The 25,431-nt window shown below is 71.2% G+C and carries 22 protein-coding genes; 8 read left to right on the top strand and 14 right to left on the bottom strand.

The features are described 5' to 3' along the window. Positions 1 to 137: 137 nt before the first annotated feature. Positions 138 to 1,460, bottom strand: a complete 1,323-nt coding sequence (locus OG884_RS33375) for a lanthionine synthetase LanC family protein (protein ID WP_326639535.1) — start codon at positions 1,458 to 1,460, stop codon at positions 138 to 140. Positions 1,461 to 1,841: 381 nt separating this feature from the next. On the opposite strand from OG884_RS33375, the gene OG884_RS33370 reads away from it, so the two are divergent. After that, the gene (locus OG884_RS33370) at positions 1,842 to 4,133 is read left to right on the top strand and encodes a helix-turn-helix transcriptional regulator (protein WP_326639533.1); all 2,292 of its coding nucleotides are present in this window, start codon (positions 1,842 to 1,844) and stop codon (positions 4,131 to 4,133) included. A gap of 139 nt (positions 4,134 to 4,272) precedes the next feature. Here OG884_RS33370 and clpB read toward each other — a convergent pair whose 3' ends face one another. From clpB to menB, 8 genes are all read right to left on the bottom strand, one after another. Beyond that, positions 4,273 to 6,870, bottom strand: a complete 2,598-nt coding sequence (gene clpB / locus OG884_RS33365; protein WP_326647083.1) for an ATP-dependent chaperone ClpB — start codon at positions 6,868 to 6,870, stop codon at positions 4,273 to 4,275. Next, on the bottom strand, positions 6,867 to 7,301 hold the full coding sequence (locus OG884_RS33360) for a chaperone modulator CbpM (protein ID WP_326639531.1): 435 nt from the start codon (positions 7,299 to 7,301) through the stop codon (positions 6,867 to 6,869). The genes clpB and OG884_RS33360 overlap by 4 nt, the downstream gene beginning before the upstream one ends. Then, positions 7,298 to 8,242, bottom strand: a complete 945-nt coding sequence (locus tag OG884_RS33355; RefSeq protein ID WP_326639529.1) for a DnaJ C-terminal domain-containing protein — start codon at positions 8,240 to 8,242, stop codon at positions 7,298 to 7,300. Before OG884_RS33355 ends, OG884_RS33360 begins: the two co-directional genes overlap by 4 nt. Continuing rightward, positions 8,239 to 8,898, bottom strand: coding sequence for a nucleotide exchange factor GrpE (locus OG884_RS33350; RefSeq protein WP_326639527.1), 660 nt, complete (start codon positions 8,896 to 8,898; stop codon positions 8,239 to 8,241). The genes OG884_RS33355 and OG884_RS33350 overlap by 4 nt, the downstream gene beginning before the upstream one ends. Beyond that, positions 8,891 to 10,798 (bottom strand): molecular chaperone DnaK, encoded by a 1,908-nt coding sequence (dnaK, locus tag OG884_RS33345; RefSeq protein WP_326639525.1) that lies wholly within the window; start codon positions 10,796 to 10,798, stop codon positions 8,891 to 8,893. Before dnaK ends, OG884_RS33350 begins: the two co-directional genes overlap by 8 nt. 278 nt (positions 10,799 to 11,076) lie before the next feature. Then, complete coding sequence (locus tag OG884_RS33340) at positions 11,077 to 11,559, bottom strand: general stress protein (protein ID WP_326639524.1); 483 nt, start codon at positions 11,557 to 11,559, stop codon at positions 11,077 to 11,079. Between the two features lie 142 nt (positions 11,560 to 11,701). Further along, complete coding sequence (gene menD / locus OG884_RS33335; protein WP_326639522.1) at positions 11,702 to 13,360, bottom strand: 2-succinyl-5-enolpyruvyl-6-hydroxy-3-cyclohexene-1-carboxylic-acid synthase; 1,659 nt, start codon at positions 13,358 to 13,360, stop codon at positions 11,702 to 11,704. Positions 13,361 to 13,477: 117 nt separating this feature from the next. Beyond that, complete coding sequence (menB, locus tag OG884_RS33330; protein WP_326647082.1) at positions 13,478 to 14,332, bottom strand: 1,4-dihydroxy-2-naphthoyl-CoA synthase; 855 nt, start codon at positions 14,330 to 14,332, stop codon at positions 13,478 to 13,480. A gap of 116 nt (positions 14,333 to 14,448) precedes the next feature. Between menB and OG884_RS33325 the strand changes: the two genes are divergently transcribed. The 3 genes from OG884_RS33325 (at position 14,449) to OG884_RS33315 (ending at position 17,558) form a co-directional block, all read left to right on the top strand. Continuing rightward, positions 14,449 to 15,624, top strand: a complete 1,176-nt coding sequence (locus OG884_RS33325) for an AMP-binding protein (RefSeq protein ID WP_326647081.1) — start codon at positions 14,449 to 14,451, stop codon at positions 15,622 to 15,624. 49 nt (positions 15,625 to 15,673) lie between these two features. Further along, entirely contained in the window at positions 15,674 to 16,024 is a 351-nt protein-coding gene (locus tag OG884_RS33320; protein WP_326639520.1) for a hypothetical protein, read from the top strand. Between the two features lie 190 nt (positions 16,025 to 16,214). Then, a complete protein-coding gene (locus OG884_RS33315; protein ID WP_326639519.1) occupies positions 16,215 to 17,558 on the top strand; it encodes an RNA polymerase sigma factor in 1,344 nt (447 codons plus the stop codon). Positions 17,559 to 17,701: 143 nt separating this feature from the next. On the opposite strand, the gene OG884_RS33310 is transcribed toward OG884_RS33315, so the two are convergent. Next, positions 17,702 to 17,911, bottom strand: a complete 210-nt coding sequence (locus OG884_RS33310; RefSeq protein ID WP_326639517.1) for an MbtH family protein — start codon at positions 17,909 to 17,911, stop codon at positions 17,702 to 17,704. Between the two features lie 372 nt (positions 17,912 to 18,283). Between OG884_RS33310 and OG884_RS33305 the strand changes: the two genes are divergently transcribed. Beyond that, complete coding sequence (locus OG884_RS33305; protein ID WP_326639515.1) at positions 18,284 to 18,703, top strand: SDR family NAD(P)-dependent oxidoreductase; 420 nt, start codon at positions 18,284 to 18,286, stop codon at positions 18,701 to 18,703. Positions 18,704 to 18,723: 20 nt separating this feature from the next. Here the strand turns inward: OG884_RS33305 and OG884_RS33300 are convergent, their stop codons facing one another. Continuing rightward, entirely contained in the window at positions 18,724 to 19,122 is a 399-nt protein-coding gene (locus tag OG884_RS33300; RefSeq protein ID WP_326639514.1) for a hypothetical protein, read from the bottom strand. A gap of 199 nt (positions 19,123 to 19,321) precedes the next feature. Between OG884_RS33300 and OG884_RS33295 the strand changes: the two genes are divergently transcribed. Next, positions 19,322 to 19,909 (top strand): TetR/AcrR family transcriptional regulator C-terminal domain-containing protein, encoded by a 588-nt coding sequence (locus tag OG884_RS33295; RefSeq protein WP_326639512.1) that lies wholly within the window; start codon positions 19,322 to 19,324, stop codon positions 19,907 to 19,909. 406 nt (positions 19,910 to 20,315) lie between these two features. Next, positions 20,316 to 20,507: a DUF5999 family protein gene (locus OG884_RS33290; RefSeq protein WP_089209664.1), complete on the top strand. Its 192-nt coding sequence runs from the start codon at positions 20,316 to 20,318 to the stop codon at positions 20,505 to 20,507. A 17-nt stretch (positions 20,508 to 20,524) separates the two neighbouring features. On the opposite strand, the gene OG884_RS33285 is transcribed toward OG884_RS33290, so the two are convergent. Beyond that, positions 20,525 to 21,157, bottom strand: a complete 633-nt coding sequence (locus tag OG884_RS33285; protein WP_326647080.1) for an alpha/beta hydrolase family protein — start codon at positions 21,155 to 21,157, stop codon at positions 20,525 to 20,527. 73 nt (positions 21,158 to 21,230) lie between these two features. On the opposite strand from OG884_RS33285, the gene OG884_RS33280 reads away from it, so the two are divergent. Then, entirely contained in the window at positions 21,231 to 21,596 is a 366-nt protein-coding gene (locus OG884_RS33280; RefSeq protein ID WP_326639507.1) for a hypothetical protein, read from the top strand. A gap of 29 nt (positions 21,597 to 21,625) precedes the next feature. Here OG884_RS33280 and OG884_RS33275 read toward each other — a convergent pair whose 3' ends face one another. Next, positions 21,626 to 22,408, bottom strand: a complete 783-nt coding sequence (locus OG884_RS33275) for a tetratricopeptide repeat protein (protein ID WP_326639506.1) — start codon at positions 22,406 to 22,408, stop codon at positions 21,626 to 21,628. Between the two features lie 115 nt (positions 22,409 to 22,523). After that, positions 22,524 to 25,379: an aminomethyl-transferring glycine dehydrogenase gene (gcvP, locus tag OG884_RS33270; protein WP_326639503.1), complete on the bottom strand. Its 2,856-nt coding sequence runs from the start codon at positions 25,377 to 25,379 to the stop codon at positions 22,524 to 22,526. Positions 25,380 to 25,431: the final 52 nt, after the last annotated feature.

Raw genomic sequence — 25,431 nt, 5'->3', positions numbered from 1 at the left:
ATACTCGAAGACTTCTCGGCCAATCGGTCGGCGGCCGAAGGGTATGTCTTCCTTTTCGCACCGCCCAGGCCCGGCGGCTCCGGAACGCGCCTCCGCGATGACCGGCCGGCTCGCGGACGACGTGCCTTCCAGGATCTTCAGGACCGGCGGAGCGTCGCGCTCGGCAGCGGGATGGCGGGGAACGGGTTGTCCGGCGGCAGGATGAGCCGCCGCGCCTCCTGCGGACGTGAGGTGGCGTCCAGGTGCAGGAGCGCGGCCCCGATGCCCGCGGCGCCGACCATGTAGCCGGTGTCGGCGGTGACCTCCCAGGGGCGCAGCCGCCGGTAGGCCTGATACCAGCGGGCGCCCCGGCCGTCGTGCCCGGTGGCCAGGCCGGTCAGGTTCTCCCCCAGAGCGCGGGCGAACTCCAGGTGCTGCGGGCGTCCGGTCGCCGCCCAGAGCCCGACGAACAGCTCCACCAGCCCGGCGGTGCCGCAGCACTGGCAGGCCGAGTTCCAGTAACCACCACTCCGGTCGGCGGGGGCACCGCTGCTGACGATCCCCCTGGCCAGCCGCTCGACCCAGTCGAGGTCTCCGGCGTCGCCCGACACCCGGTGCAGCTCGTAGAACGTCCGGGCGACGCCCGCGGAACCGGAGCAGAAGCCCAGGTAGTGCAGGTCGCGGCCCTGCGGGATGTGGTGCGGCACCAGTGCGCACCGCTCGGTCACGGCGCTGACCGCGCGGACGAAGTCGGCACCCCTGCGGGAGCCGTCGAGAAAGCGGCTCTCGCCGGTCACGCCGTACAGGCGGGCCAGCAGGAAGGCGGTGCCGGCCGTACCGGACAGGAACCCCGGGGTGACCGCGTCCAGCGGCAGGTCGGCACAGGCGCCCTCGCCGAAGCGGTGGCCGGGGACGGCGAGCGCGGCGATGCGGGCGCCGGCCTCGACGGCGATCTCCTGGTAGGCGGGCACCCCCAGGATGCCCCCGGCGTGCAGCAGGCCGAGGATGATCCCGCCGTCGCCGCGCTGGGCGGGGTCACCGGTCCAGCCCAGGCCGCCGTCGACAGGGCGGGCGGCGCGCACGATACGGTCGGCGACCGCGCCGGCCTCGACCTCGAATTCCCGCTCCCCGGTGGCCCATCCGGCCTCGGCGAGGGCGAACATCACCCCGGCCAGGCCGTGGTGGAGGGAGAGGTCGGCCTGTTCCCGCCAGGTGGCGGCGAGATAGCGGGCCCCGGCCCCGGCATCGTCGAGGTAGCCCTCGTCACCTGTGGCGGTGGCGAGCTCCAGGAAGAACAGGATGATCCCGGCCGCCCCCGAGTACAGCGACAGGGGGTGGTCCGGCATGGCGGCCCGGCCCCGGGGATCGGGGTTGGCCTGCCAGTGCCGTCCCCGTTCGTCGTCCACGGCCGCCGAACGGATCCAGCGCGCGGTCTCGATCACGGTGGCCAGCGGGCTCGTGTCCCCCGGCTCCAGGCTCATGGCGGCTCCTTCGTACGGCGAGACAATCATGTTACCTGTATTTCCTACAGGATCAATAGGTAATGCGATGGCGCCCACCTGACGGACCAGCAGCGACCCCGCCGCCACGCCCCATGGACTGACCCTACTGCCGTAGGCGACGTCCGCCCACCCTCCCGCGACATGGGCCGGCTTGAGCGCCGTGCTGCCCGGAGATCACGCTCGTCGAGCATCGGCTAGATCGACAGAACGGATGGAAGCATTGGTTAAAGGTCAAATCTGCACCAAACAACCAGGAGCCGGGAGCGCCCACCGCATGGCGTTTCGTCCGGTGGGGATGTCATAGCAGGTAATCACCGCTAAGGAAGCTCTGGCGTATGACCCCAGATCCGAGACAAGATCATGCACGGCCGGAGAGATGAGCAGGCGGCGGTCCTCGCCCTGCTGGGAGGCATCGCGTCCCCGACGGTGAACGTCATGCTCGTCGAGGGCGAGCCGGGGATAGGCAAGACGCTGCTGCTCGGCGAGGCAGCCGGCCTCGCCGCCGCACAAGGGACGGCGGTCGCGAGCGGGCGGGCCGACGAGCTGGGACGGCTGACACCACTGGGACCGCTGCTGTCGGCTCTGGAGGAGTCGCCGGCGCCCATGACCGTGACCAGGAACGCCTTCCCCGACGGCCCCGGCCTGCTGCTCTGGCTGGCCGAGCAGGTCAGGACCTCGCTGGAGAGAAGGCTGGGCGCGGGGCCACTGCTGGTGACCCTGGACGATCTCCAGTGGGCCGATCCCGCCACGCTCATGGCCCTGCGCACCCTGCCCTCGCGACTGGCCGAACGGCCCGTGGCATGGCTGCTGGCCTGCCGCAGCACCCCGGCGCGCGGCGACGCCAGACGGCTGTTCGACCTGCTTGAGGAGGAGGGGGCCACCCGGACCGTACTGCGCCCGCTCGGAGAGGGCGCGGTCACCGAGGTCTCCACCGACATTCTGGGCGCGATCCCCGGGAAGGGCCTGGCGGCGCTGGCCGCCCAGGCCGGCGGCAACCCGCTCCTGCTGTCCGAATACCTCACCGGACTGCGCGAGGAGGGCGCCGTCCTCGTGGAGGACGGCGTCGCCCGGCTGGCCGAGACCGCCCCCGCCGGGGCGGAGCTGCCCCTGCGGGTGCACACCGCCGTCCGGCGACGGCTGAACGAGCTCGGCACCAGGACCCGGTACCTCCTGGAGGCCACGGCGGTGCTCGGGCGCTCGTTCTCGCCGGCGTACGCGGCCGAGATGCTCGGCGAGACCCCGGCTGCGCTGCTTCCCGCGCTGGAGGAGGCCCTGGCGGCCGGTGTTCTCGTCACCACCCCCGACGAACTGGCGTTCAGGCACGAACTGCTGTGGCGGTCGGTCGTCGAGAGGGTGCCCCAACCGGTGCGGCGGGCGCTGCGCGAGCAGGTCGAGCGCGCCGCCCGGGCGCGCCCGGCCCATCTGACCGGGGGCGGCGGCGCCGAGACGCTGACGGACCTGGCCCTGCTCGCCTGGGACGAGGGCAGGCTCTCGCACGGGCTGGACCTGGCGCGCGAGGCCGTGGGGAAACCGGCCGGCGGGCGGTGGCAGCCCCGGGCCGTGCTGGCCTCGATGCTGATCGACCTCTGGCTGCTGGACGAGGCGGAGGCCACAACGGAGAGCGCCGCGGCCGAGGCCGAGGGCGAGCCCGCGTGGGCCGCGGAGATCCCCGTCCTGCGCGCCCGCCTGCACCTGGCCGCGGGCCGGCTCGGCAGCGCGATCGAGCACGCGGAGGCCGGTCTGACCACCGCCGGGACTCTGGACGCCCCGCTCCTGGCCTCCTCGGCCCTGTCGGTACTCGGCACCGCGGCGCTGCGGGCGGGCGACCTGCCGAGGGCCATCAGATACATGGAGGGAGACTTCGCCAGGTCGGCGCGGTGCCTGCCCCCGTACACGCGGTTGCGTTCGGAGCTGGTGGCCGGGCGGATCAACGAGGCACGTGACGGGGCGGCGGGCGGGATGAGCTCGCTCGGCGTGCTGTACGACGCGCTGCCCCGGCACACGGGGGCGCTGACCAGCGAGCCCACCGCCGCGGCATGGCTGGTACGGATGGCGATGGCCGCGGGCCAGCGGCACAGGGCCGACACCGTGGTCGACGCGGCCGAGGGCATCGCCTGGCGCAACCCCGGCCTGCCCAACCCGTCGGTGGCCGCCGACCACGCCCGTGGCCTGCGGGAGGGCGACCCCGAGGCGCTGGGCCGCGCGGCGGCCGGGCACCGCGATCCGTGGGCCAGGGGCTCGGCCGCGGAGGATCTGGGCGTGCTGCTCGGCACGGGCGGCGGCTGCCGGGATCTGGCCGTGGAGAACCTCAAGGTCGCGCTCGCCTGCTACGGCGCGGTGGAGGCCACCCGTGATGCCGCGCGGGTGCGGGGCAGGCTGCGGCTGCTGGGCGAGCGGCGCCGCCACTGGGTCAGGACCACCCATCCCACCTCGGGGTGGGCCAGCCTGACCGGCACCGAGCAGGCCGTCTGCGACCTGGTCTCCCAGGGGTTGACGAACCGGAACGCCGCCGAGCAGATGTTCATCAGCGAGCACACGGTGGCCTTCCACCTGCGGCAGGTCTTCCGCAAGCTGGGCATCCACTCACGGGTCGAGCTGGCCAGGCTCTCCGCCGAGGAGGGCGCCCACCAGGGTCACCGGGCTCCTCGCTAGTGGCCCCACACCGAACGTTGACCGGGAAACCCGCAGCGGGGAACAGACGTTCCGGCCCGGAAAAGCCCGGTCAGGGTTCGGAGACGCCCCACCAGTTCCGGCATTGCGCGATATTTGGTGATATTGCCAATTCTCCTCATCAGTAGGTGACGGAGAGCTCGTCCTCGGCGAGGTCGACCCGGACCACAGCCCCCTCGTGCGCCTCCCCGGACAGCAACGCGCGGCCGATTCGCGTCTCGATCTCCCTGGAGATGAACCGGCGCAGCGGGCGGGCACCGTACACCGGGTCGTAGCCCCGCTCGGCGATGTACCTGAGCGCGGCCTCGGTGACGTCCAGCCGGATGCCCCGCTGTTCGAGACGGGTCCGCAGCTCGACGAACATCAGGCCGACGATGCGCTCGATCTCCTCCAAGGTGAGCGGCTTGAAGATCACGATGTCGTCGACGCGGTTGAGGAACTCGGGGCGGAAGTGCGCACGAAGCTCGGCCATCACCCGCTGCTTGGCGTCCTGCTCGATCTCCCCGCTGGGCGTGACGCCGTCGAGGAGGTAGACGGAGCCGATGTTGGAGGTCATGATCAGGACGGTGTTGCGGAAGTCGACGGTCCTGCCCTGCGCGTCGGTGAGCCGCCCGTCGTCGAGCACCTGCAGCAGCGTGTTGAAGACATCGGCGTGCGCCTTCTCCACCTCGTCGAAGAGCACCACGGAGTACGGCTTGCGCCGCACGGCCTCGGTCAGCTGGCCGCCCTCCTCGTACCCCACGTAGCCGGGGGGCGCGCCGACGAGGCGGCTGACCGTGTGCCGCTCCTGGTACTCGCTCATGTCGATGCGGATCATGTTGTCCTCGGTGTCGAAGAGCGCCTCCGCGAGCGCCTTGGCCAGCTCGGTCTTGCCGACACCTGTCGGTCCCAGGAAGATGAACGACCCGATCGGGCGGCGCGGGTCCTTGATGCCGGAACGGGCCCGGATGACGGCATCGGCCACCAGCTGCACCGCCTCGTCCTGGCCGATCACCCGCTCGTGCAGGATCTGGTCGAGCCGCAGGAGCTTCTCCCGCTCGCCCTCCTGCAGGCGGCTCACCGGGATGCCCGTCCACCGGGAGACGATCATCGAGATCTCGTCGTCGGTGACGACCTCGCGCAGCAGGCGCGCCGTCCCCTGCTTGGAGAGCAGACGCTCCTCCTCCGCCTCCAGCCGCCGCTCCAGATCGGGCAGCTTGCCGTGCCGCAGCTCCGCGGCGCGGTTGAGGTCGTAGTCGCGTTCGGCCCGCTCGGCCTCCGCGCGTACGTGCTCGATCTCCTCGCGCAGGCTCTGGACGGCGCGTAGCGCGTGCCGCTCGGCCTCCCACTGCGCCCGCATGGCGTCGGCCTCGGCACGCACGTCGGCGAGCTCGGCGCGCAGTTCCTTCAGGCGGACCCCGCTCGCGAGGTCCTCCTCCTTGGCGAGCGCGGCCTCCTCGATCTCCAGGCGCATCAACCTGCGGGTGAGCTCGTCGAGCGCGGCGGGCATCGAGTCGATCTCCGTACGGAGCATCGCGCACGCCTCGTCCACCAGGTCGATGGCCTTGTCCGGCAGGAAGCGGTCGGAGATGTAGCGGTGGCTCAGCACAACGGCCGCCACCAGCGCACTGTCCTGGATCTTCACCCCGTGGAAGATCTCCAGGCGCTCGCGCAGGCCGCGCAGGATGGAGATGGCGTCCTCGACCGAGGGCTCGTCGACCATCACCGGCTGGAACCTGCGCTCCAGGGCGGCGTCCTTCTCGATGTGCTTGCGGTACTCGCTGAGGGTCGTCGCCCCGATCATGTGCAGCTCGCCGCGGGCCAGCATGGGCTTGAGCATGTTGCCCGCGTCCATGGCGCCCTCGGCCGCTCCGGCGCCCACCACGGTGTGCATCTCGTCGACGAAGAGCAGGATCCGCCCCTCGGCGGCCTTGACCTCGTTGAGCACCGCCTTGAGGCGCTCCTCGAACTCGCCCCGGTACTTGGCCCCCGCCACCAGCGAGCCCATGTCGAGGCTGAAGACCGTCTTGCCCTTGAGTCCCTCCGGCACGTCCCCGTGGCTGATCCGCTGCGCGAGTCCCTCCACGATGGCGGTCTTGCCGACGCCGGGGTCACCGACGAGGACAGGGTTGTTCTTCGTCTTGCGAGACAGGATCTGGACGACGCGGCGGATCTCGGCGTCGCGCCCGATGACCGGGTCGAGCTTGCCCGACAGGGCATCGGCCACCAGGTCGCGCCCGTACTTCTCCAGCGCCTCGTACGCCACCTCGGGCATCGCGGACGTCACCCGCTGATTGCCGCGGACCGCGGTGAGCGCCTTGAGGAAGCCGTCCCTGGTCAGCCCCTGATCGTGCAGCAGCCTCCCGGCGGAGCTCGAACTGCCCTCCTCAAGCAGGGCGATGAGCAGGTGCTCCACCGACACGTACTCGTCCTTGAGCCGGTCGGCCTCCCGCTTGGCCGTCTCCAGCAGGCGGGAGAGCCGCTGCGTCACGTAGATCTGGCCAGGCTCGGCACCGGGGCCGCTCACATGGGGGCGGCGGGCCAGCTCGGCCTCCAGGTCGCTCCTGAGCCTGTCGGTGTCGACGTTCGCGTACGAGAGCAGGCGTGGTATCAACCCCTCCGGCTGGTCGAGCAGCGCCAGCAGCAGGTGCTCGCCGTCCACCTCGGTGTTCCCGAAGCGCAGGGCCTTGGTCTGCGCGTCGTGCAGCGCCTCCTGCGACTTCTGGGTCAGCTGGTTCATGTCCACGGCGAGCCTCCGGTGAGTCGGGAACGGTCACGTTGGGCGGCCTCCAACTGGGCGATGCGGTCCAACAGGTCCAGTACGAGGCCGAGCGCGGCATAGTTGATCGAGAACCCGGCCCGCAGCCGCCGGATCCGCGCCATGGTGAGCAGCTCGGAGGGCGAGAACCACAGGTGCCCCGCGGAGTCGGTCCCGGCGTCGAGCACGCCCAGCGTGACAAGACGCCGCACCAGCTCGGGGTGGGTCCCCGCCGCGTGAGCGAACGTCTCCAGATCCAGGCGCTCGGGCCTGGCGAGCTGGTAGGTCCGCTCCGCTTCCCGAGGGGCTCTCAGCAGGCGGGAGGCGGAGCCCCCGGCCGAGGCCGCCCCCCGAGGGCCGGAGGGTCGCGGGCCCGGGTGGGGCGACCTGCGCTCCGGGAAGGGGTGGGTCATCGCTGCCTCCTCGGATCGAACGTGGAGACCGCGGCGAGCTGCTCGAACAACCGCCGCTCCTCCTCCGGCAGCCGGGCCGGAACCATGATCCGCACCTCGGCGTACAGATCACCCGCCTTGTTCCGAGGGCTCGGCATCCCCCGGCCGCGCAGCCGCAGCCGCTTGCCGCTGGAGGTGCCCGACGGCACCTTGACCTTGGCCTCACCCGCGGGGGTGTCGACCGCGACGGAGGCACCGAGCGCCGCCTCCCACGGGGTGACCGGGAGCAGGACGTGAATGTCCCGCCCCTCGACCCGGTACCGGGGGTGCGGCGCGATCCTGACGACCAGGTAGAGGTCGCCGGCGGGAGCCCCGTCGCCGCCCTTTCCGCCCTGCCCGGCCAGCCTGACGCGCTGCCCGTTGGAGACGCCCGCGGGAATCTCGACCTGCAGCCTGCGCGAGCCGACGGTGAGCGAGCGGCGGCCGCCCCGGTATGCCTCCTCGACGGTCAGCTCGATCTCGGCCTCCTGGTCGGCGCCGGGGATCGGCCCCCAGCCTCCGCCGGCCCTGCCTCCTCGTCCGGTGAACAGCCCTTCGAGGAGGTCGTCGAGGTTGATCCCCTCCTCGAAGCCGGCCTGGCCGCCGGCCCTGCCCCGGCCCGCACGGCCCGCACCCGCACGCGTACGGCGGCCTTGCGCGCGCGCCCACGTCTCGGGGTCCACGTCCTCGGGCACCTGGCGGAAATTCGCCCCGAACGCGTCATAACGGCGCCGGGTCGCGGGGTCGGACAGCACGCTGTATGCCTCGGAGACCTCCTTGAAGCGATCCTCGGCGGCCGGGTCCCTGTTGACGTCGGGATGGTTGGCCCGCGCCAGCTTGCGGTAGGCGCGCTGGATCTCCTCCTGTCCAGCGCCCCTCTGCACTCCGAGGATCTCGTAGAAGTCGCGGTCAGGGGGCATCATGCCCCCTTGGCCACCACGACCAGCGCGGGCCGCAGCTGTTGTTCGCCGTCCCCGTAGCCGGGCCGCACCACCTGCAGGACCGTGCCGTCGGGCACGCCCTCCTGCGGGAGCACGGCCACCGCCTCGTGCCTGGCCGGGTCGAACGCGGTGCCGACCTCGTCGCGGCGCGGGTAGCCGAGGCGAGAGAGCACCTCCTGCGCCTGGTCCCTGATCGCCCGCATCCCGTCCACGATGGAGGCGGGATCGGTCTCCGCGTGCTCCAGCGCGCGGTCCAGGTTGTCCAGCACGGGCAGCCACTCGCCGGCGGCCCGCGCCCGCTCCTCGTCGCGCACCCGCCCGGTGTCCCTGCTGACGCGCTTGCGCAGATTGTCGAGGTCGGCGAGGGCGCGCCGCCAGCGGTCCTGCAGGTCGGTCACCAGGGCCTGGAGCTCGTCGACGCGGGCCTGGAGGTCGGCCGGGGCGGCCCCGGCCTCCCCGTGCACCTCCTTACCGTGCGCCTCCTTGCCATGCGCCTTCTGACCATGCGCATCCTTGCCTCGCGCCCCCTGCTCGCGGGCTTCCCTACCGTGCGGCTCCTTACCGTGCGCTTCCCGGCCCCCGTGTTCCTCCTGGCCCCCGTGCCGGTTCTGGCCCCCGTGCCCGGCTGCCTCACTCATCGGTCGTGAACTCCGCGTCGATGACGTCGTCGTCCCTGCCGCCACCCGCCTGGCCGCCTGGTGCCCCGGACGCGCCCGCCCCCGGACCACCCGTACCGGAAGCGCCGGAGGCCGACGCGCCAAGGCTGTGGTAGACCTGCTGGAGCTCGGCGGTGAGCGAGCGGACCCGGTCGAGCGGGGCCTCCTGCTTGATCGCGTCGCGGGCGTCGTTCACCAGCATCTCGCCCCGCGCCTTCTCATGGACCGGCACCGACTCACCCAGTTCCGCCAGGCGGTGCTCCACCTGGTAGGCGGCGCTGTCGAGCTCGTTACGCGCGTCGATGACCTGACGCATTCGCCGGTCCTCCTCGCGATGCCGCTCGGAGTCGGCGACCATCCGCTCGACCTCGCCGGCGTCCAGGTTCGAGCTCTCGCTGATCGTGATGCGCTGCTCGGCACCGGTGTCCTTGTCCTTGGCGGAGACGTTCAGGATCCCGTTGGCGTCGATGTCGAAGGTCACGTCGACCTGCGGCACGCCGCGCGGAGCGGGCCGGATGTTCTCCAGCCGGAACCGGCCGAGGGAACGGTTGTCGGCGGCGCGCTCGCGCTCGCCCTGCAGCACGACGACGTCCACCGCGGTCTGGTTGTCCTCCGCGGTGCTGAACACCTCGGACCGGCGGGCCGGAATGGTGGTGTTGCGCTCGATGACCTTCGTCATGACCCCGCCGAGCGTCTCGATGCCGAGGGAGAGCGGCGTCACGTCCAGCAGCACGACGTCCTTCAGCTCGCCCTTGATGACGGCGGCCTGGACCGCCGCGCCCAGCGCCACGACCTCGTCGGGGTTGACCGTCATGTTCGGGTCCTTGCCACCCGTCATGCGGCGTACCAGGTTCTGGACCGCGGGCATCCTGGTCGAGCCGCCCACCAGGATCACCTCGTCGATGTCGTCGGCGGTGAGCTTGGCGTCGGCCATGGCCTGCCGGATGGGGGGCCTGCACCGTTCGAGCAGGTCGGCGGTGATCTCCTCGAAGGTCGAGCGCCGCAGTGTGCTGTTCAGGTGCTTGGGACCGGAGGCGTCCGCCGTGATGAAGGGCAGGCTGACCTGTGTCTGGGTGACCGCCGACAGTTCGACCTTGGCCTTCTCCGCGGCCTCGAAGAGCCGCTGCAGGGCTTGGGGGTCCTGGCGCAGGTCGATGCCGTTGTCACGCTGGAACTCGTCGGCGAGGTGGTCGACGATACGCCGGTCGAAGTCGTCGCCGCCCAGATGGGTGTCGCCCGCGGTCGCCCGTACCTCGACGACGCCGTCGCCGATGGCGAGGATGCTGACGTCGAAGGTGCCGCCGCCCAGGTCGAAGACGAGCACGGTCTCGTTCTCCTTGCGGTCGAGGCCGTAGGCGAGGGCCGCCGCGGTCGGCTCGTTGACGATCCGCAGGACCTCCAGGCCGGCGATCTTCCCCGCGTCCTTGGTGGCCTGGCGCTGGGAGTCGTTGAAGTACGCGGGCACGGTGATGACCGCCTCGGTGATCTTCTCTCCCAGGAACTTCGAGGCGTCGTCCACCAGCTTGCGCAGGACGGCCGCGGCGATCTCCTCCGGCGCGTACAGCTTCTCGTGGATCTTGAAACGGACGGCCCCGTCCGGGCCGGGGACGACGTCGAACGACACGGCGTTCATCTCGCTGGTGACCTCGTCGTAACGACGGCCGATGAAGCGCTTGGCCGAGTAGATCGTTCCCTTGGGGTTCAGGATCGCCTGGCGGCGGGCAAGCTGCCCGACCAGGCGCTCACCGTTCTCGGTGAACGCCACGACCGACGGCGTCGTCCGCACCCCCTCGGCGTTGGGGATCACCGTGGGCTTGTCGCCCTCCATTGTGGCGATCACCGAGTTGGTGGTGCCAAGGTCGATTCCAACTGTTTTAGGCATGCTGGTCTCCTGTGCGATATGACGACAGCGGCACTCGCCGGACGGCATGGCATCTCCGCCCCGCTCCTCGGACCTGGTCGCTCCGCGCCCCGGTGATCCCGGTGATCCCGGTGATCCCGGTGGCGGGCATGGGAGCCCGCCGCGGGCGAAGATCGCCTGCGGCGCCCGGCGCGGGCCCTGTTCAGCCCCATTCGTCCCAGTTCTGCCCTGTTCGGCCCTATTCAGGAAGCGCCGATGTTCAGGAAGCGCCGATGTTGCCGATGTTCAGGAAGCGCCGATCAGCTCTGCTGGGGCATCTGCGGGGACATGCCCACGTTGAGCAGCCTGCGTGCCTCGGCCGCGTACGAGCTCGCGACCAGCACCTCGTAGCGGTCGGCGGCGATCGAACTCGACGAGAGGAAGTCGCGTTTGCCCGCGGTGAGCGCGTGGCCGATCAGTCCGAAGATCGCTCCGGCCACGGCACCCCAGATCAGGCCCCACAGGACCAGGACGAAGGGGAAGCGGCCCGGAGTGAAGATCGCGAAGAACAGGCCGATCAGCAGGCCGATCCAGGCACCGCCCCCGGCTCCCATCAACGCGGCGCGAAGGTAGGTCAGCCGCCCGAGCACCTTCTCGACGAGCCGGAGCCCGACTCCGACGATCATGGTGTGCTCGACCGGGAACTTCTGGTCGGAGAGCTGGTCCACGGCACGCTGAGCCTCGGCGTAGGTGCCGAAACCCGCCACCATCTCATAGCCGTGCAAGTTGACATCGGATGGCATGGCACTTCCCTTCAACGGGCACCCACGAAGTGGATCCGTACCCGCTCACCATGCCTTTCGCGATGACGCCCGCACATCCCCAGATCTGACAGTCATCTCCACCATGAGCCGACGCGGGCGCGACCGCCTTGGCTGGGGCGCGTCACGACATGACATCGCGGACGGCGGCGTGGGCCGCGTCACGCATCATGCCGTGCAGCACCGCGTTGGACTCCCGTTCCGTCCGCACCTCGACGATGCGCAATCCCTCACCGCGTAGCGCCTTCACCAGCTGGCCCGGCTCGTTCACGAAGGTGTACGGCGTGCCGGTGGCGGCTGCCACATAGCCCAGGTCCACTCCGTGCGCGGTGCCGAAGATCCGCTCGAAGGGGTCGCGGAGCGCGGCCTGGGGAAGCAGCGAGAAGATCCCGCCGCCGTCGTTGTTCACCACGACCAGGCAGAGGTCGGGGCGGGGCTCGCGGGGACTGAGGACCAGCCCGTTCTGGTCGTGCAGGAAGGTCAGGTCGCCCATCAGGGCGTAGGAAGGACCGTTGTGGGCCAGGGCCGCGCCCATCGCGGCCGACACGACGCCGTCGATTCCCGCCGCTCCCCGGTTGGCCAGGATCCGCAGCCCCCGCCGGGAGCGCATCGCCTGGTCGAGGTCACGGATCGGCATGGAGGAGCCGGAGAACAGCAGCGATCCGTTGGGCAGCGCGTCCACCAGGTCGCGGGCCAGGCGCGGCTCGCTGAGCCCGGTCCCGTCCAGCACGTCGTCGATCGCGGTCCTGGCCGCCGCCTCTGCGCGGCGCCAGGAGTGCAGCCACGTGTCGTCGCCCGCCGGGATCGGGATCTCCACCACCTGGGCGACCTGGGTGGCCGAGCGGGTCGGGTCGGGCCAGCGGGTCATGTCGGCGGCGACCACGATGTGCTCACCGGCGTGCTTCAGCCAGTCGAGCAGCGGCCGCGACAGCCCGGGGCGGCCCAGGGTGACCACCACGTCCGGCCGATGCCGGTCGGCGAACTCCGGGGTGCCGAGGAGGAAGTGGTAGGTCGACATCGCGTGGTCGCCGTAGCGGGCGCCGCCGTTGGGCTCCGACAGAACGGGCCACCCGGCCATGCCCGCCGCCGCCACGTATCGGCGCACGTTGGTCGCGCCGTCACCGACGACGAGCACACCCCGCCGGGTCGGCGGCAGGTGCAGCGCCACCGACGGGGAGCCCACCCTGGCGCGGATCCACGGCCCCGGCGCGTCGCTCTCCAGGGACTCGCACCAGGAGAGGTCACCGTCAGAGATCAGCGGCTCGCGGAAGGCCACGTTGAGATGGACCGGTCCCGGGTCGTACGGGCCCAGCGCGCGCTGGTAGGCGCGGCAGGCCAACGACCGCCAGTAGGCGACCTGCCCCGGCCGATCCTCGGGCACGCCGACCTCGCTGAACCAGCGGACGGCCGTGCCGTACAGCTTGATCTGGTCGACGGTCTGGCTCGCGCCGGTGTCGCGCAGCTCGGATGGGCGGTCGGCGGTGAGCACCAGCAGCGGCACCCCCGACTCGTGCGCCTCGATGACGGCCGGATGGAAGTTGGCCGCCGCGGTGCCGGAGGTACAAATCAGGACGACCGGGCGCTCGCTGCGGCGGGCCAGCCCCACCGCGAGAAAGGAGGCCGAGCGCTCGTCCACCCGCACGTGCAGCCGGATACGGCTGTCGGCGTGCACGGCGAGGGCGAGCGGCGCCGAGCGCGATCCCGGCGCGAGCACCACGTCCGTGACACCGCAGCGGGCGAGCTCGTCGACCAGCACGGTCGCGAGCACGGTCGCGGGATTCACCGCATCGCCTCCTTAACTTCACACCTGGGGGGGTAAGCCCATCCCGAGGCGCGCGAAACCGACCTCACCTACACGGGACGGCACACCTCTGGACCGAACCCGTTCGGATCGCTGCCCCTAGGGACGGCGCGGGAACCTGCCGAAGTCGGGGGCGCGCTTCTCCTTGAACGCGTCGCGGCCCTCCTGCGCCTCCTCGCTCATGTAGTAGAGCAGGGTGGCGTCGCCGGCGAACTGCTGCATTCCCGCGGCACCGTCGGTCACCGCGTTCAGCGCGCCCTTGAGCATGCGCAGTGCCAGCGGCGACTTCTCCAGCATCTCCCTGGCCCACCTGACCGTCTCGGCCTCAAGCTCGGCGAGCGGCACGACCGCGTTGACGAGGCCCCAGTCCAGGGCGGTCTGCGCGTCGTACTGGCGGCAGAGGTACCAGATCTCACGGGCCCGCTTCAGGCCGACGGTCTCGGCCAGCAGCCAGGAGCCGTAGCCGCCGTCGAAGGAGCCGACCTTGGGACCGGTCTGGCCGAAGACCGCGTTGTCGGCGGCGATGGACAGGTCGCAGCACACGTGCAGCACGTGGCCGCCGCCGATGGCGTAACCGGCGATCATCGCGATGACCGGCTTGGGGCAGCGGCGGATCTGGACCTGCAGGTCCAGCACATTGAGCCTGCCGACGTGCGGAGTGGACTTGTCGACGTAGCCGTCGTCACCGCGGATCTTCTGGTCGCCCCCGGAGCAGAAGGCCCTGTCGCCCGCACCGGTAAAGATGATCACGCCGACCTCGGAGTCCTCCTGAGCGGCGTTGAAGGCCTCTTTGAGCTCGAAAAGCGTCGTCGGGCGGAACGCGTTGTGCCGCTCCGGACGGTTGATCGTGATCTTGGCGATGCCCTCGCCGGTCTCGTAGACGATGTCCTCGTACTGGCCGGACCTCTTCCAGCCGACCGCATCGTCCCGCTCGGGAGTCGTCTCCGCCGCCACCTGCTCGTTCGCGCCAGGCTCGACTCTCTCCGTGCCCACGATTGCTTCGCCCCTTCCGCTGCGCCGGGACCGTCCCCGGCCGTTGTCCGGCTTTCGGCACTAACCTTACGACCGTGATGACCATTCCTGTGCACGAGGAGTGGCTTTCCGTGCAACGAGAACTGCACGCCGTGGTGTCGGCGGCCGGTCCGGAACTGTTCCGGGCCGTCGGTTCGGCACTGGACGGCCGCGGCCCCGCCGTGCTGCCCCTTTCCCCCGCCTTGCCCGCCCCCGCGCTGCGGGCGACGCTGGAGGCGCTGCGCCCGACCCACGTCGACGGGGTCCGGCGCGCGGACGGCGTCGGTGTGCCCGCCGAGGTGGCGGTGGTCATCGCCACCAGCGGTTCGACCGGCACTCCCAAAGGCGTGCAACTGTCGGCCGAGGCCCTGAGGGCTTCGGCGTCGGCCTCGCTGCGGCGCATGGACGCCGGGGCGGGCGAGCGCTGGCTCTGCTGCCTGCCCCCCTCCCACGTGTCCGGCCTGCAGGTCCTGGTGAGGTCGCTACTGGGCGGGACCGACCCGATCGTGCACGGGGGTTTCTCCCCCGAGGCGGTGCTCGCCAGCGGCGCGGACCACGTCTCGCTGGTGCCCACCCAGCTGCGCCGACTGCTCCATGCGGATCTGTCGGTATTCAAAACGATCCTGCTCGGCGGCGCCGCCGCTCCCCCCGACCTGCTCGACGCGGCCCGCGCGGCCGGCGCACGGGTGATCACCACGTACGGCATGAGCGAGACCTGTGGCGGGTGCGTCTATGACGGCGAGCCTCTCGACGGGGTGGGGGTCGGCATCGGCGGCGACGGCCGGATCCGCCTGAGCGGACCCGTGCTGTTCTCCGGCTACCGGCTCCGGCCCGGCCTCACCGAGGCCGTGCGCGACGGTGACTGGTTCCTCACCTCCGATCTGGGCGCCCTGGAAGGCGGGCGGCTGCGCGTGCTGGGGCGGGCCGACGATGTCATCAACACCGGGGGCGAGAAGGTCGTCGCCGCGGCGGTGGCCGCCGTGGTGGCCGAGCATCCCGCGATCATCGACGTCGCCGTGGTCGGCCGCCCCGATCCCGAGTGGGGCGAGCGGGTGGTGGCCTTCGTCGTTTCGCAGGCCCCTCCGTCCCTGACCGAGCTGCGCGCCTTCGTCAAGGAGCGGCTACCTGCCTACGCGGCCCCCGCCGAGCTGATCGTCATGGCCGAAATGCCACTTTTGGCCAACGGCAAGCCGGATCTGGAAACTCTTCGTTATGGTCGTGACCGGGAACCGTGAAGGCGCTGTCACACGTCCAAGGGATAGCCGAAGCAGGAGGACAATCTCGATGAACGTCACCCGGAAGACATGGGTCTCGGCTGGAATCGTGAGCCTGGTCCTGGCCGGCGGCATCTCCGTCACGGCGGCCGCCGCCTCGGGAGGCATCGGGAAGACCGGGAAACCGTCGGGCGAGCCGGTGCCGGTCGCTCCGCACGACCCCGCCCCGTCCTCGGACGGCCCGTACTCGCAGGAGCCGTCGCCGACCGCGTCGCCCCCGCCCGCGGAGGAACACGTGATCTCCGAGAAGATCAACCCTGACCCGGAGAAGGTCATCGGCTACTGGACGGAGCACCGCATGGAAGAGGCCGAGCCCTTCCCGATGCCCATGGTCGAGGGTCCTCTGGACGTGACCGAGTAGGCCGTAGCAGGCGCCCATACGCGGGTGGATCGCCGAGAAGGGCGATCCATCCATCATATTTTCCGCGTCAAGTCGGGAACAGAAAGTTCTTGACTGTGGTTATTGGTACTGGTGCGCCGAGCGGCCCCATGACCGCCCCACCCGACTGAAAATCGTAGTCAGACGACTCCGTGATGGAGGAGGTGTCCTCATGCCCCCAACCGCCGTGGCGGCCTCATCTGCAGCCCCGACGACCCTCGAACAGCTCATTGACCGAGGGCGAGTTCAGGGCCACCTTTCACTCGCGGAGCTGCGCCTCGCCTTCGCCGAGGCAGGCATCAGCCCCACCGAGGGCAGGTCGATCCTGCGGGAGCTCACCGAGGCCGGCGTCAACCTGGCCGCCGAGAACGAGCCCGTGCTCTCCGCGGCCACCGCCAAGGCGGCGAAGACCACCCGAAAGACCGCCACCCGCAAGGCGAAGCCCGCACCCGTGAAGAAGACGTCGGCCAGGACAGAGACCGCGGCCAAGGGCCAGGACACCACCAAGGACGCCGCAGCGGAGACGGACGACGAGTGGAACCCCCCGGAGGAGACGGAGACAGAGGTGGAGGCGGAGCCGATCTTCGACCTGGACGACCAGTCCTCCGTCATGGGCGACTCCGTGCACACCTACCTGAAGTCGATCGGCCGTCGCACCCTGCTCACCGCCGCGCAGGAGGTCGAGCTGGCCAAGCGGATCGAGGCCGGCCTGTACGCCGAGTCCAAGCTGGAGTCCGAGCCGGGCCTGTCCGCGGTCGTGCGCGACGATCTGGAGTGGATCGCCGAGGACGGCCGCCGGGCCAAGGACCACATGCTGGAGGCCAACCTCCGCCTGGTCGTCTCCGTGGCGAAGAAGTACACGGACCGGGGCATGGCCCTGCTCGACGTGGTCCAGGAGGGCAACCTCGGCCTGATCCGCGCGGTGGAGAAGTTCGACTACACCAAGGGCTACAAGTTCTCCACCTACGCCATGTGGTGGATCCGCCAGGCCATCCAGCGTGGCTTCGCCGACTCGGCCCGCACCATCAGGCTGCCGGTGCACGTGCTGGAGATGCTCTCCAAGCTGTCGCGCATCGAGCGTGACATGCACCAGCGCCTGGGCCGCGAGCCCACGCCGGACGAGCTGGCCGTTGAGCTGGACAAGACCCCCGACCAGATCGAGGAGTTGCTGCGCACCAGCCGCCAGCCGATCAGCCTCAACGCCACCATCGGCGAGGACGGCGAGACCACCATCGGCGACCTCATCGAGGACGTCGACTCGCCCGAGGCCTCGGAGGTCGTCGACCGTCAGCTGCTGGGTGAGCAGTTGCGCGGCGTGCTCGGCAACCTCTCCCCCAGGGAGGCCAAGATCATGGCCCTGCGCTTCGGCCTCGTCGACGGTAAGCCACACACTCTCGACGAGATCGGCAAGCACCTCGGCCTGACGCGCGAGCGCATCCGCCAGCTGGAGAAGGAGTCGCTCTCCAAGCTCCGCCACCCCAGCAACACGCGCCCGCTGCTCGACTGGGCCAGCTGACCTGCCTCGAAGGGCGCCCCGCGAGACCTCCCGGTCCGCGGCGGCGCCCTTCGCCGTCTCCGGATCGCCACGGAGGCCCTCCCCGGAGGGACCGGGCCTCCGCGGCCCCTGAAGATCACCCGGCCCCGCGGAGGCCCGGCCGGTCAGCCGCCCATCTTGTCGACGAGGCTCCTGGGGCGCATGTCGGTCCAGGAGCCTTCGACGTAGGCCAGGCACCCGGCACGGGAGTCCTCACCGTGGGCGACCTCCCAGCCCGCTGGGACGTCGGCGAACGCGGGCCACAGCGAGTGCTGTCCCTCCGCGTTCACCAGCACCAGGAAGGGCGCACTCTCGTCGTCGAACGGATTGGTCATCGGATACCTCCAGCGGGAACACCCCGGGCACCTGGCCCGGAGATCGGAATCGTTTGGCCCTCTCACGGATGTCACCCACCGGGCGGGCCGGGTGAGAACCGTCGTCCCCCAGATCCGGAGATCCTCCGAGGGCGCAGACGAAGGATCACTCGGCACCCTCGGAGGAAGACCTGGCCACGACACCGAACGAGTGGCCGGAGAGGCCCCTGAGACAGGTTTTACTTAGGCAAGGCTCACCTAAGATCTCCCTTATTGACGCCGACGTCAAGGGGCTTATCATCATGACCAGATCACATTCCACGCCCGCCTGGCGAATCCCTGACACTCAATGCAAGCGAGGCAAGCCTAACCTAAATTTTTAGTGAGGTATATGTGACCAACAGGCAAGACCATCCCGGCCTCCCCGGAACGGTGGCTCTCGTCACGGGCGCCGCGAGAGGCATCGGAGCCGCCGTCGCGACAGCCCTCGGCCGGGTCGGGATGATCATGGCCGGAGTCGACGTGCGCGACGAGCCATGGGAGGGCCGGGCAGAGCCGATCACCCGCCACCTGGCCGACGTCAGGGATCCCGGCCAGGTCGACGCCGTCGTCGGCCGGATCGAGAACGAGCTGGGACCGATCGGCGTCCTGGTCAACGTCGCGGGCGTGCTGCGTACCGACGGGGTGGCCGACTTCTCCGCCGAGCACCACAGGATGGCCCAGACCTACGCGGCCGAGCGGTGCGCGGCGATGCTGGCCGCCGTCCGCGTCCGGCGGCTGCTCACCGCCTCCGCCGCACACGCCGCACGCTGAGCGGGGCGGCACCTCCCGGCTCAGCGGGCGGCGGCGACCGGGCGCGGGACCCGGGGGATACCGGTCAGGCGGTTCTGCTCACGCAGGGTGCGCAGGCGGTTGACCTCGGCGGTCCACTCGGCGCCCTTCGGAGTGGCCCGGCCCTTGCGGCGGCGGATCCGGTCGTCGTACGACTTGATCCCGAACGTCGCGCGCTGGTTGGCCTCGGCCGCGCGCAGGGCCTCGGTCAGCGCCCTGTCGAAAGCCAGCCCGGCGGCCCGCAGTTCCTGCACGGGAGCCAGATCGGCCTGCGCCCGGCGCAGGTCGGCCTCGGCCGCACGCGCCTTCTCCAGAAGCCCGGGGAAGCCCTTCCCGACCTCCTGGTCAGCGTGGTAGCGAACCTCCGCCTCCCGGCTCACGCTCGGTCGGAAAAACGCCATCTTCTACCCTCTCTCACCGGTCGCCGGGTCGCCTCCGGCAGGTCACCGGTCGTAGCCTACGCCGTTCGCCCCCACCTCAGGTACTCGGGCATCAGCCGTACCCGGGACCGGCTCGGGGTACCGGTCGCGCGCGAAACGGAGCGATCTCCCCGGCGCGCCTTCCTTTACGTAGTAAGGTCAACGGTGGCAGGATGCCCCCATGCCTGCCAAGCGACCACCCGTCCCGCTCTCCAGGGAGCGCATCATCGACGCCGCCCTCCACATCGCCGACGGCCAGGGGCTCCGGCGCCTGACCATGCGACGGCTGGGCGACGCGCTCCAGGTGGAGGCGATGGCCATCTACCACCACCTGCCGCGCGGCAAGGACGCCCTCATGGACGCGCTGGCCGAGCATGTCACCACGGTCCACGCCGAGCCCGGCGAGAGCTGGCAGGAGAGCGCGAAGGCCTGGTGCCGGGCGAGCCGCGCCGCACTCAGGGAGCACCCCGGGGTGCTGGCGCTGGCCCTGACCAAGCCCCCGAGGGGCCGGGCCGCGATCGCGATCAGGGAGCAGACCGACCAGCTGGCCGACGCGGGGCTGGCCGACGCGGCGGGAGCGGTCAGGGCGCTGCGGGCCTACGTCTTCGGCGCGGTGGCGGTGGAGGTGCAGCAGTCGGGCTGGGCCGAGCCTTCCGGCGACGAGGACGAGCCCTGGCGCCCGCCTTCGAGGGGAGGCGGCAGCCCAGGGGCGGACGCCGATTTCGAGCACGGACTGGGCGCACTCCTGGCCGGCCTGGGCGCGCGATAGACGGCAAGGGCGAGAGAGCCGTATCTGCGCACGTCAGAAAGCCGTAACCGATCGTTTACCCGACGCGCGGCGTGTCGCCCTTGGTCGAATATCCTTATATGAGGCATGCTGTGTTATAGGTCACATCCCCTGATAAAGCCCTGACGGACTGGTCCTCTACCAGTTCGTAAACAGTCCTAACGGGCTATGTCGCCGAGGTGCGATCGATCGCACACTTGACCTGCTTGATATGCGATCCTGGCTCCGCCAGAGCCCGCATGGCCACATGTCAACATTCAGATGCTCGTCCCCCCGTCATGCGTGGGAACGGAAACCCATCGGTGACGGTGCCCGCCGGATGCCCGATGCCCGCCCCGTGCCCGGCGTGACAAGGGCGAGCCGACACGAGAGATCCGGAGGCACGCCGATGTGCCCGCACGAGCCGTCCTGTCCGTCCGCTGACGCGCTGGACCGCGAAGCCGCCCGCACCATGGCGGCCCACCCCGAGCAGGGCTGGAGCCTGCTCTGCAACGGTGTGGTGCTGTTCGAAGACACCGGCGAGCTCCTCCCCGACGGCGCCGTCATCGAGCCACACCGGCCACTGGCCGGCGTCGCCTGACGGCACTCACGCCGAACTCACATCGGACCCGGCCGCATCCTCGCGTCGAGCCATTCGGCGACCACCTCGCCCACCCTGGCGGGGTCCTTTCCGAGGTCGTGGCCCTGCCCCGGCAGCACCACCAGGCGCGCGGCATCCGCCGCTTCGGGCACGCCGAACGGGTCACGGTCTCCGTTCACCACCAGCACATCCACACCCGCCGCGCGCAGCTCCCCGGCGCGTGACCGCTCCGGCTTGCCCGGCGGGTGCAGCGGGAAGGCCAGCGCGACGACCGCGCGGGCCTCGACCCGCCGGGCCGTACGGCAGGCGACCCTGGCCCCGTTACTCCTCCCGCCCTGTACCAACGGCAGCCCCGGGTAGCGCTCACGCAGGGCGGCCACCAGCGTCTCCCACGCCTCGTCCTGCCTGGCCGCCGAGCCCGGCGCGCGGGCGCCGCGCATCCTGAACGGCTGGAGCACCCGCGCGACGGTCCCGCCGATCGCCGTCGCGGCGTCCCGTACGGCCAGCAGGTCGGGGGCGTCCACTCCCCCGGCCGAGCCGTGGGTGAGCACCAGCAGGAAGCGCGGCGAGGCCACCTCGTCGATCTCCACCAGGGCCGGACCGTGCGGAGTCGCGATCTCCAGGGGCGGAACGGCGCCCGCGAGGGGCATGGGCTTGGAGACGGACACGGATCTCGTCCTAACGACTGATGCCGGGCGGCCGGCGGAGGAGAACAATCGAGGGGTGCAGGATTACCAAGATATCCGCCAGGACATGCGCGCCACCGTCGAGGCCCGCCGTGATCTCGGCCCGGATTACGAGACCGCCCTCATCGAGTCGTTCGTGTCGCGCCTCGACGCGACCATCGCCCAACGGGTGCGCGCCGAGATGTACGCCGCCGGGGGGCACGTCGCCGAGATGCCTCGGACGCGGCCCCGCAGGACCGGGAACCCCTCGATCCCGATCGCGCTCGGTTCGATGGGCATCGGCATCCCGCTGACCGCCATCGCAGCGGCCGAGGCGGGCACCGCCGGGCTGCTGCTGGCCTGGGGAGGCATCATCGCGATCAACTTCGCCCACGCCCTGAGCCGCTGGCGAGAGCGCGACTGACGCCCGTCCCCGCCCGCGCTCCACGGGGTTCAGACGTCACGGCCCCGGCGGAGGCGGACCTCAGCGGCGAGGTCGGCGTCGGCGCTGTCAAGGCCGTAGCGCCACACGCGCTCGGCGTCCTCGACGCGCCCTCTGAGCGGGAACGTGCGGGCCAGCAGCTCGATGGCCAGCGCGCCGGTCTCGACGTCGCCGCCCTCCTCGATCGCGCCGGAGAACTCGGCGCACGCCAGCTCCAGGTGAGCGATGCCGAGCATCACCCGTAGCCTCGGCACCTCGGCCACGTCCGGTACCGAGAGCGCCTCCAGCAGCACCTGGGCGGCCTCTTCGGGCTCCCCCTCCTCGATGAACGCCTCCGCCAGCCGCTGAGCGGCACGTGGGGCGATCTCCGGGTCGCCGGTGGCCAGCGCGTCACGCAACGACCGCTCGGCCTCCTCCGCGCCCGTGGCGAGCCTGGCGAGGGCCATGTGCGCCGACGGGACGTAGGCGGGGTGGCCGACGCCCAGCGCGGCCTGCCAGGCGGCGCGGGCCTGGTCGGCCAGCCCCTCCCTTTCGAAGCTCCCCGCGAGCAGGCAGGCGGCCTGGGCGGCGAACTCCGGGTGCCCCGTCGCCAGCGCGGTGCGCGCGGCCGCGCGGGAGCCCGGCACGTCTCCGCGCTCCTGTCGCACCACGGCGAGGCCCACCGCCGCCTGTGCCCGATCGGGCTCGTCGGGGTCGGCGGCCAGCTCCGCGAAGATCACGGCGGCGCCGTCGAGGTCGCCGGACTCGGCCAGTCTTCGCGCGGTGTCCAAGGGACGGGTGTCCACCTCAGGCATGCAGGGTCCTTCCCGGATACGGAGACGCCCCGAGCCTAACCACTCGGGGCGCCGTCCGTCCTCCCGCATTCCCTACGGATACGCGGTTCTCGCGAGATGCGGGCCGCGGAGAGGATCAGTCCTCGTAGGCCTCCAGGGGAGGGCAGGAGCACACCAGGTTGCGGTCGCCGTAGGCCTGGTCGATGCGGCGGACCGGCGACCAGTACTTGCCCTCGCGCACCGAGGGCAGCGGGTAGGCCGCCTCGGTACGGGTGTAGGGATGCCCCCACTCGTCGGTGACGAGGCTGCCGGCCGTGTGCGGGGCGTTGCTCAGCGGGTTGTCGCCCCTGTCGTAGACGCCGGAGGCGACCTTCTCGATCTCACCGCGAATCGCGATCATCGCCTCGCAGAACCGGTCGAGTTCGGCCAGGTCCTCGCTCTCGGTCGGCTCGATCATCAGCGTGCCGGCCACCGGGAAGGACATGGTCGGCGCGTGGAAACCGTAGTCGATGAGGCGCTTGGCCACGTCGTCGACCGTCACACCGGTCTCCTTGGTGATCTGTCGCAGATCGATGATGCACTCGTGGGCGACGAGGCCGCCGCGGCCGGTGTAGAGGACCGGGTAGTGGGGGTCGAGCCTGCGCGCCAGGTAATTGGCCGACAGGATGGCCTGCTCGGTGGCCGCCTTCAGCCCGTCGGCGCCCATCATCCTGATGTAGGCCCAGGAGATGGGCAGGATGCCCGCGGAGCCGTACGGGGCTGCCGAGACCGGGCCGACCGCCGAGCCGCCGCGCAGCGGGTGGCCGGGCAGGTAGTCGGCCAGGTGGGCGCGGACCGCGACCGGGCCGACACCGGGGCCGCCGCCGCCGTGCGGGATGCAGAAGGTCTTGTGCAGGTTGAGATGGGAGACGTCCGCCCCGAACTCACCCGGCCTGGCCAGGCCGACCAGCGCGTTGAGGTTGGCGCCGTCGACGTAGACCTGCCCGCCGGCCTCGTGCACCAGCGCGCAGACGTCGACGATCGTCTCCTCGTACACGCCGTGCGTGGACGGGTAGGTCACCATGATCGCGGCAAGCCGGTCACGGTGCTTTTCGATCTTCGCGACGAGGTCGTCGAGGTCCACGTTGCCGTTGTCGTCGCAGGCGACCACGGCAACGCGCATGCCCGCCATGACGGCACTGGCGGCGTTGGTACCGTGTGCGGACGAGGGGATCAGGCAGACGTCACGGCCCGACTCGCCGCGTGCCGTGTGGTAGGCGCGGATCGCCAGGAGACCGGCGAACTCGCCCTGGGAGCCGGCGTTCGGCTGGATCGACACGGCGTCGTAACCGGTGACCTCGGCCAGCCAGCGCTCCAGTTCCCCGATCAGCTCGACGTAGCCCGCGGCCTGGTCCTCGGGCGCGTACGGGTGCAGCCCGGCGAACTCCGGCCAGGTGATCGGCTCCATCTCGGTGGTCGCGTTGAGCTTCATGGTGCAGGAGCCCAGCGGGATCATCGAGCGGTCCAGCGCGATGTCCTTGTCCTGGAGCCTGCGCAGGTAGCGCAGCATGGCCGTCTCGGAGCGGTGGCTGTGGAAGACCGGGTGGGTGAGGTAGTCGCTGACGCGCGCCAGCGCGCCGGGCAGCGCGTCGTGCGCGGCGGCGTCCAGGTCTGCCAGCACCGTGCCGCTGACCTCGAAGGCGGCCAGGACCTGCTCCAGGTGGAGGACCTCGGTCCTCTCGTCGCAGGTGACGCCCACGTGGTCGGCGTCGACCAGGCGCAGGTTGACCCCGTTCTCCCGGGCCGCGGCGACGACCTCGGCGGCACGCCCGGGCACGTGGGCGAGCACGGTGTCGAAGAAGGTGTCGTGTACCACCTCGACGCCGCCCTGGCGCAGGCCCTCGGCGAGCACGACGGCGTACCGGTGGATGCGGCGGCCGATCCTGCGCAGGCCCTCGGGGCCGTGGTAGACGGCGTACATGCCGGCGATCACGGCGAGCAGCACCTGCGCGGTGCAGATGTTGCTGGTGGCCTTCTCGCGACGGATGTGCTGCTCGCGGGTCTGGAGCGCGAGCCGGTAGGCGGGACGCCCCTCGACGTCCTGGGAGACGCCGACCAGGCGGCCGGGCAGCTGGCGCTGGAGACCTTCGCGGACCGCCATGTAGGCGGCGTGGGGGCCGCCGAAGCCGAGGGGGACGCCGAAGCGCTGCGAGGAGCCGACCGCGATGTCGGCGCCGAGCTCGCCCGGCGCGGCCAGGAGGGTGAGGGCGAGCAGGTCGGCGGCGGCGACCACCTGGGCACCTCGTGCGTGGGCGGCGTCGGCGATGGCGCGGAAGTCGCGGACCCTGCCGCTGGCGCCGGGGTACTGCACGAGCACTCCGAAGCACTCGGGGAGCCCCCCGGTGAAGTCGCTCTCGACCAGCTCTATGCCGAGCGGCTCGGCACGGGTGCGCAGCACCGCCTTGGTCTGCGGCAGCGCGTCGGCGTCGACCACGAACACCTTCGACGGGGTGCGGCCCGCGCGGCGGGCCAGGGTCATCGCCTCGGCCGCGGCGGTGGCCTCGTCCAGCAGGGAGGCCCCCGCGACGTCGAGGGCGGTCAGGTCGGAGACGACGGTCTGGAAGTTGATCAGGGCCTCCAGCCGGCCCTGGGAGATCTCCGGCTGGTAGGGCGTGTACGCGGTGTACCAGCCCGGGTTCTCCAGGAGGTTGCGGCGGATGACACCCGGGGTGATCGTGTCGTGGTAGCCCAGGCCGATCATCGAGGTGAGGACGGTGTTGCGCCCGGCGAGGACCCGCAGCTCGGCGAGAGCCTCGGACTCCCCCGCCGCCGGGGGCAGGCCCAGCCGGGTGAAGGAGCGGATCGCCTCGGGCACGGCCACCGCGACCAGATCGGCGACGGAGGCGAATCCGACCGCCTCCAGCATGCGGGTCTGGCCGGCGTCGTCGGGTCCGATGTGACGGGTCGCGAACGGCGGGGGGACGAGCTCGCTGAGCGATGGCAGATCGGTCATGGGAAGCCTCTCAGGGCGGGGTGGAGACCGGCGCTGGGCGCGGGCGTATGCC

It is taken from the genome of Streptosporangium sp. NBC_01755 (genome assembly GCF_035917995.1).
GTDB lineage: Bacteria > Actinomycetota > Actinomycetes > Streptosporangiales > Streptosporangiaceae > Streptosporangium.
Note: the sequence above shows the minus strand (reverse complement) of the source record. Positions and strands in the feature narration are given on the sequence as shown.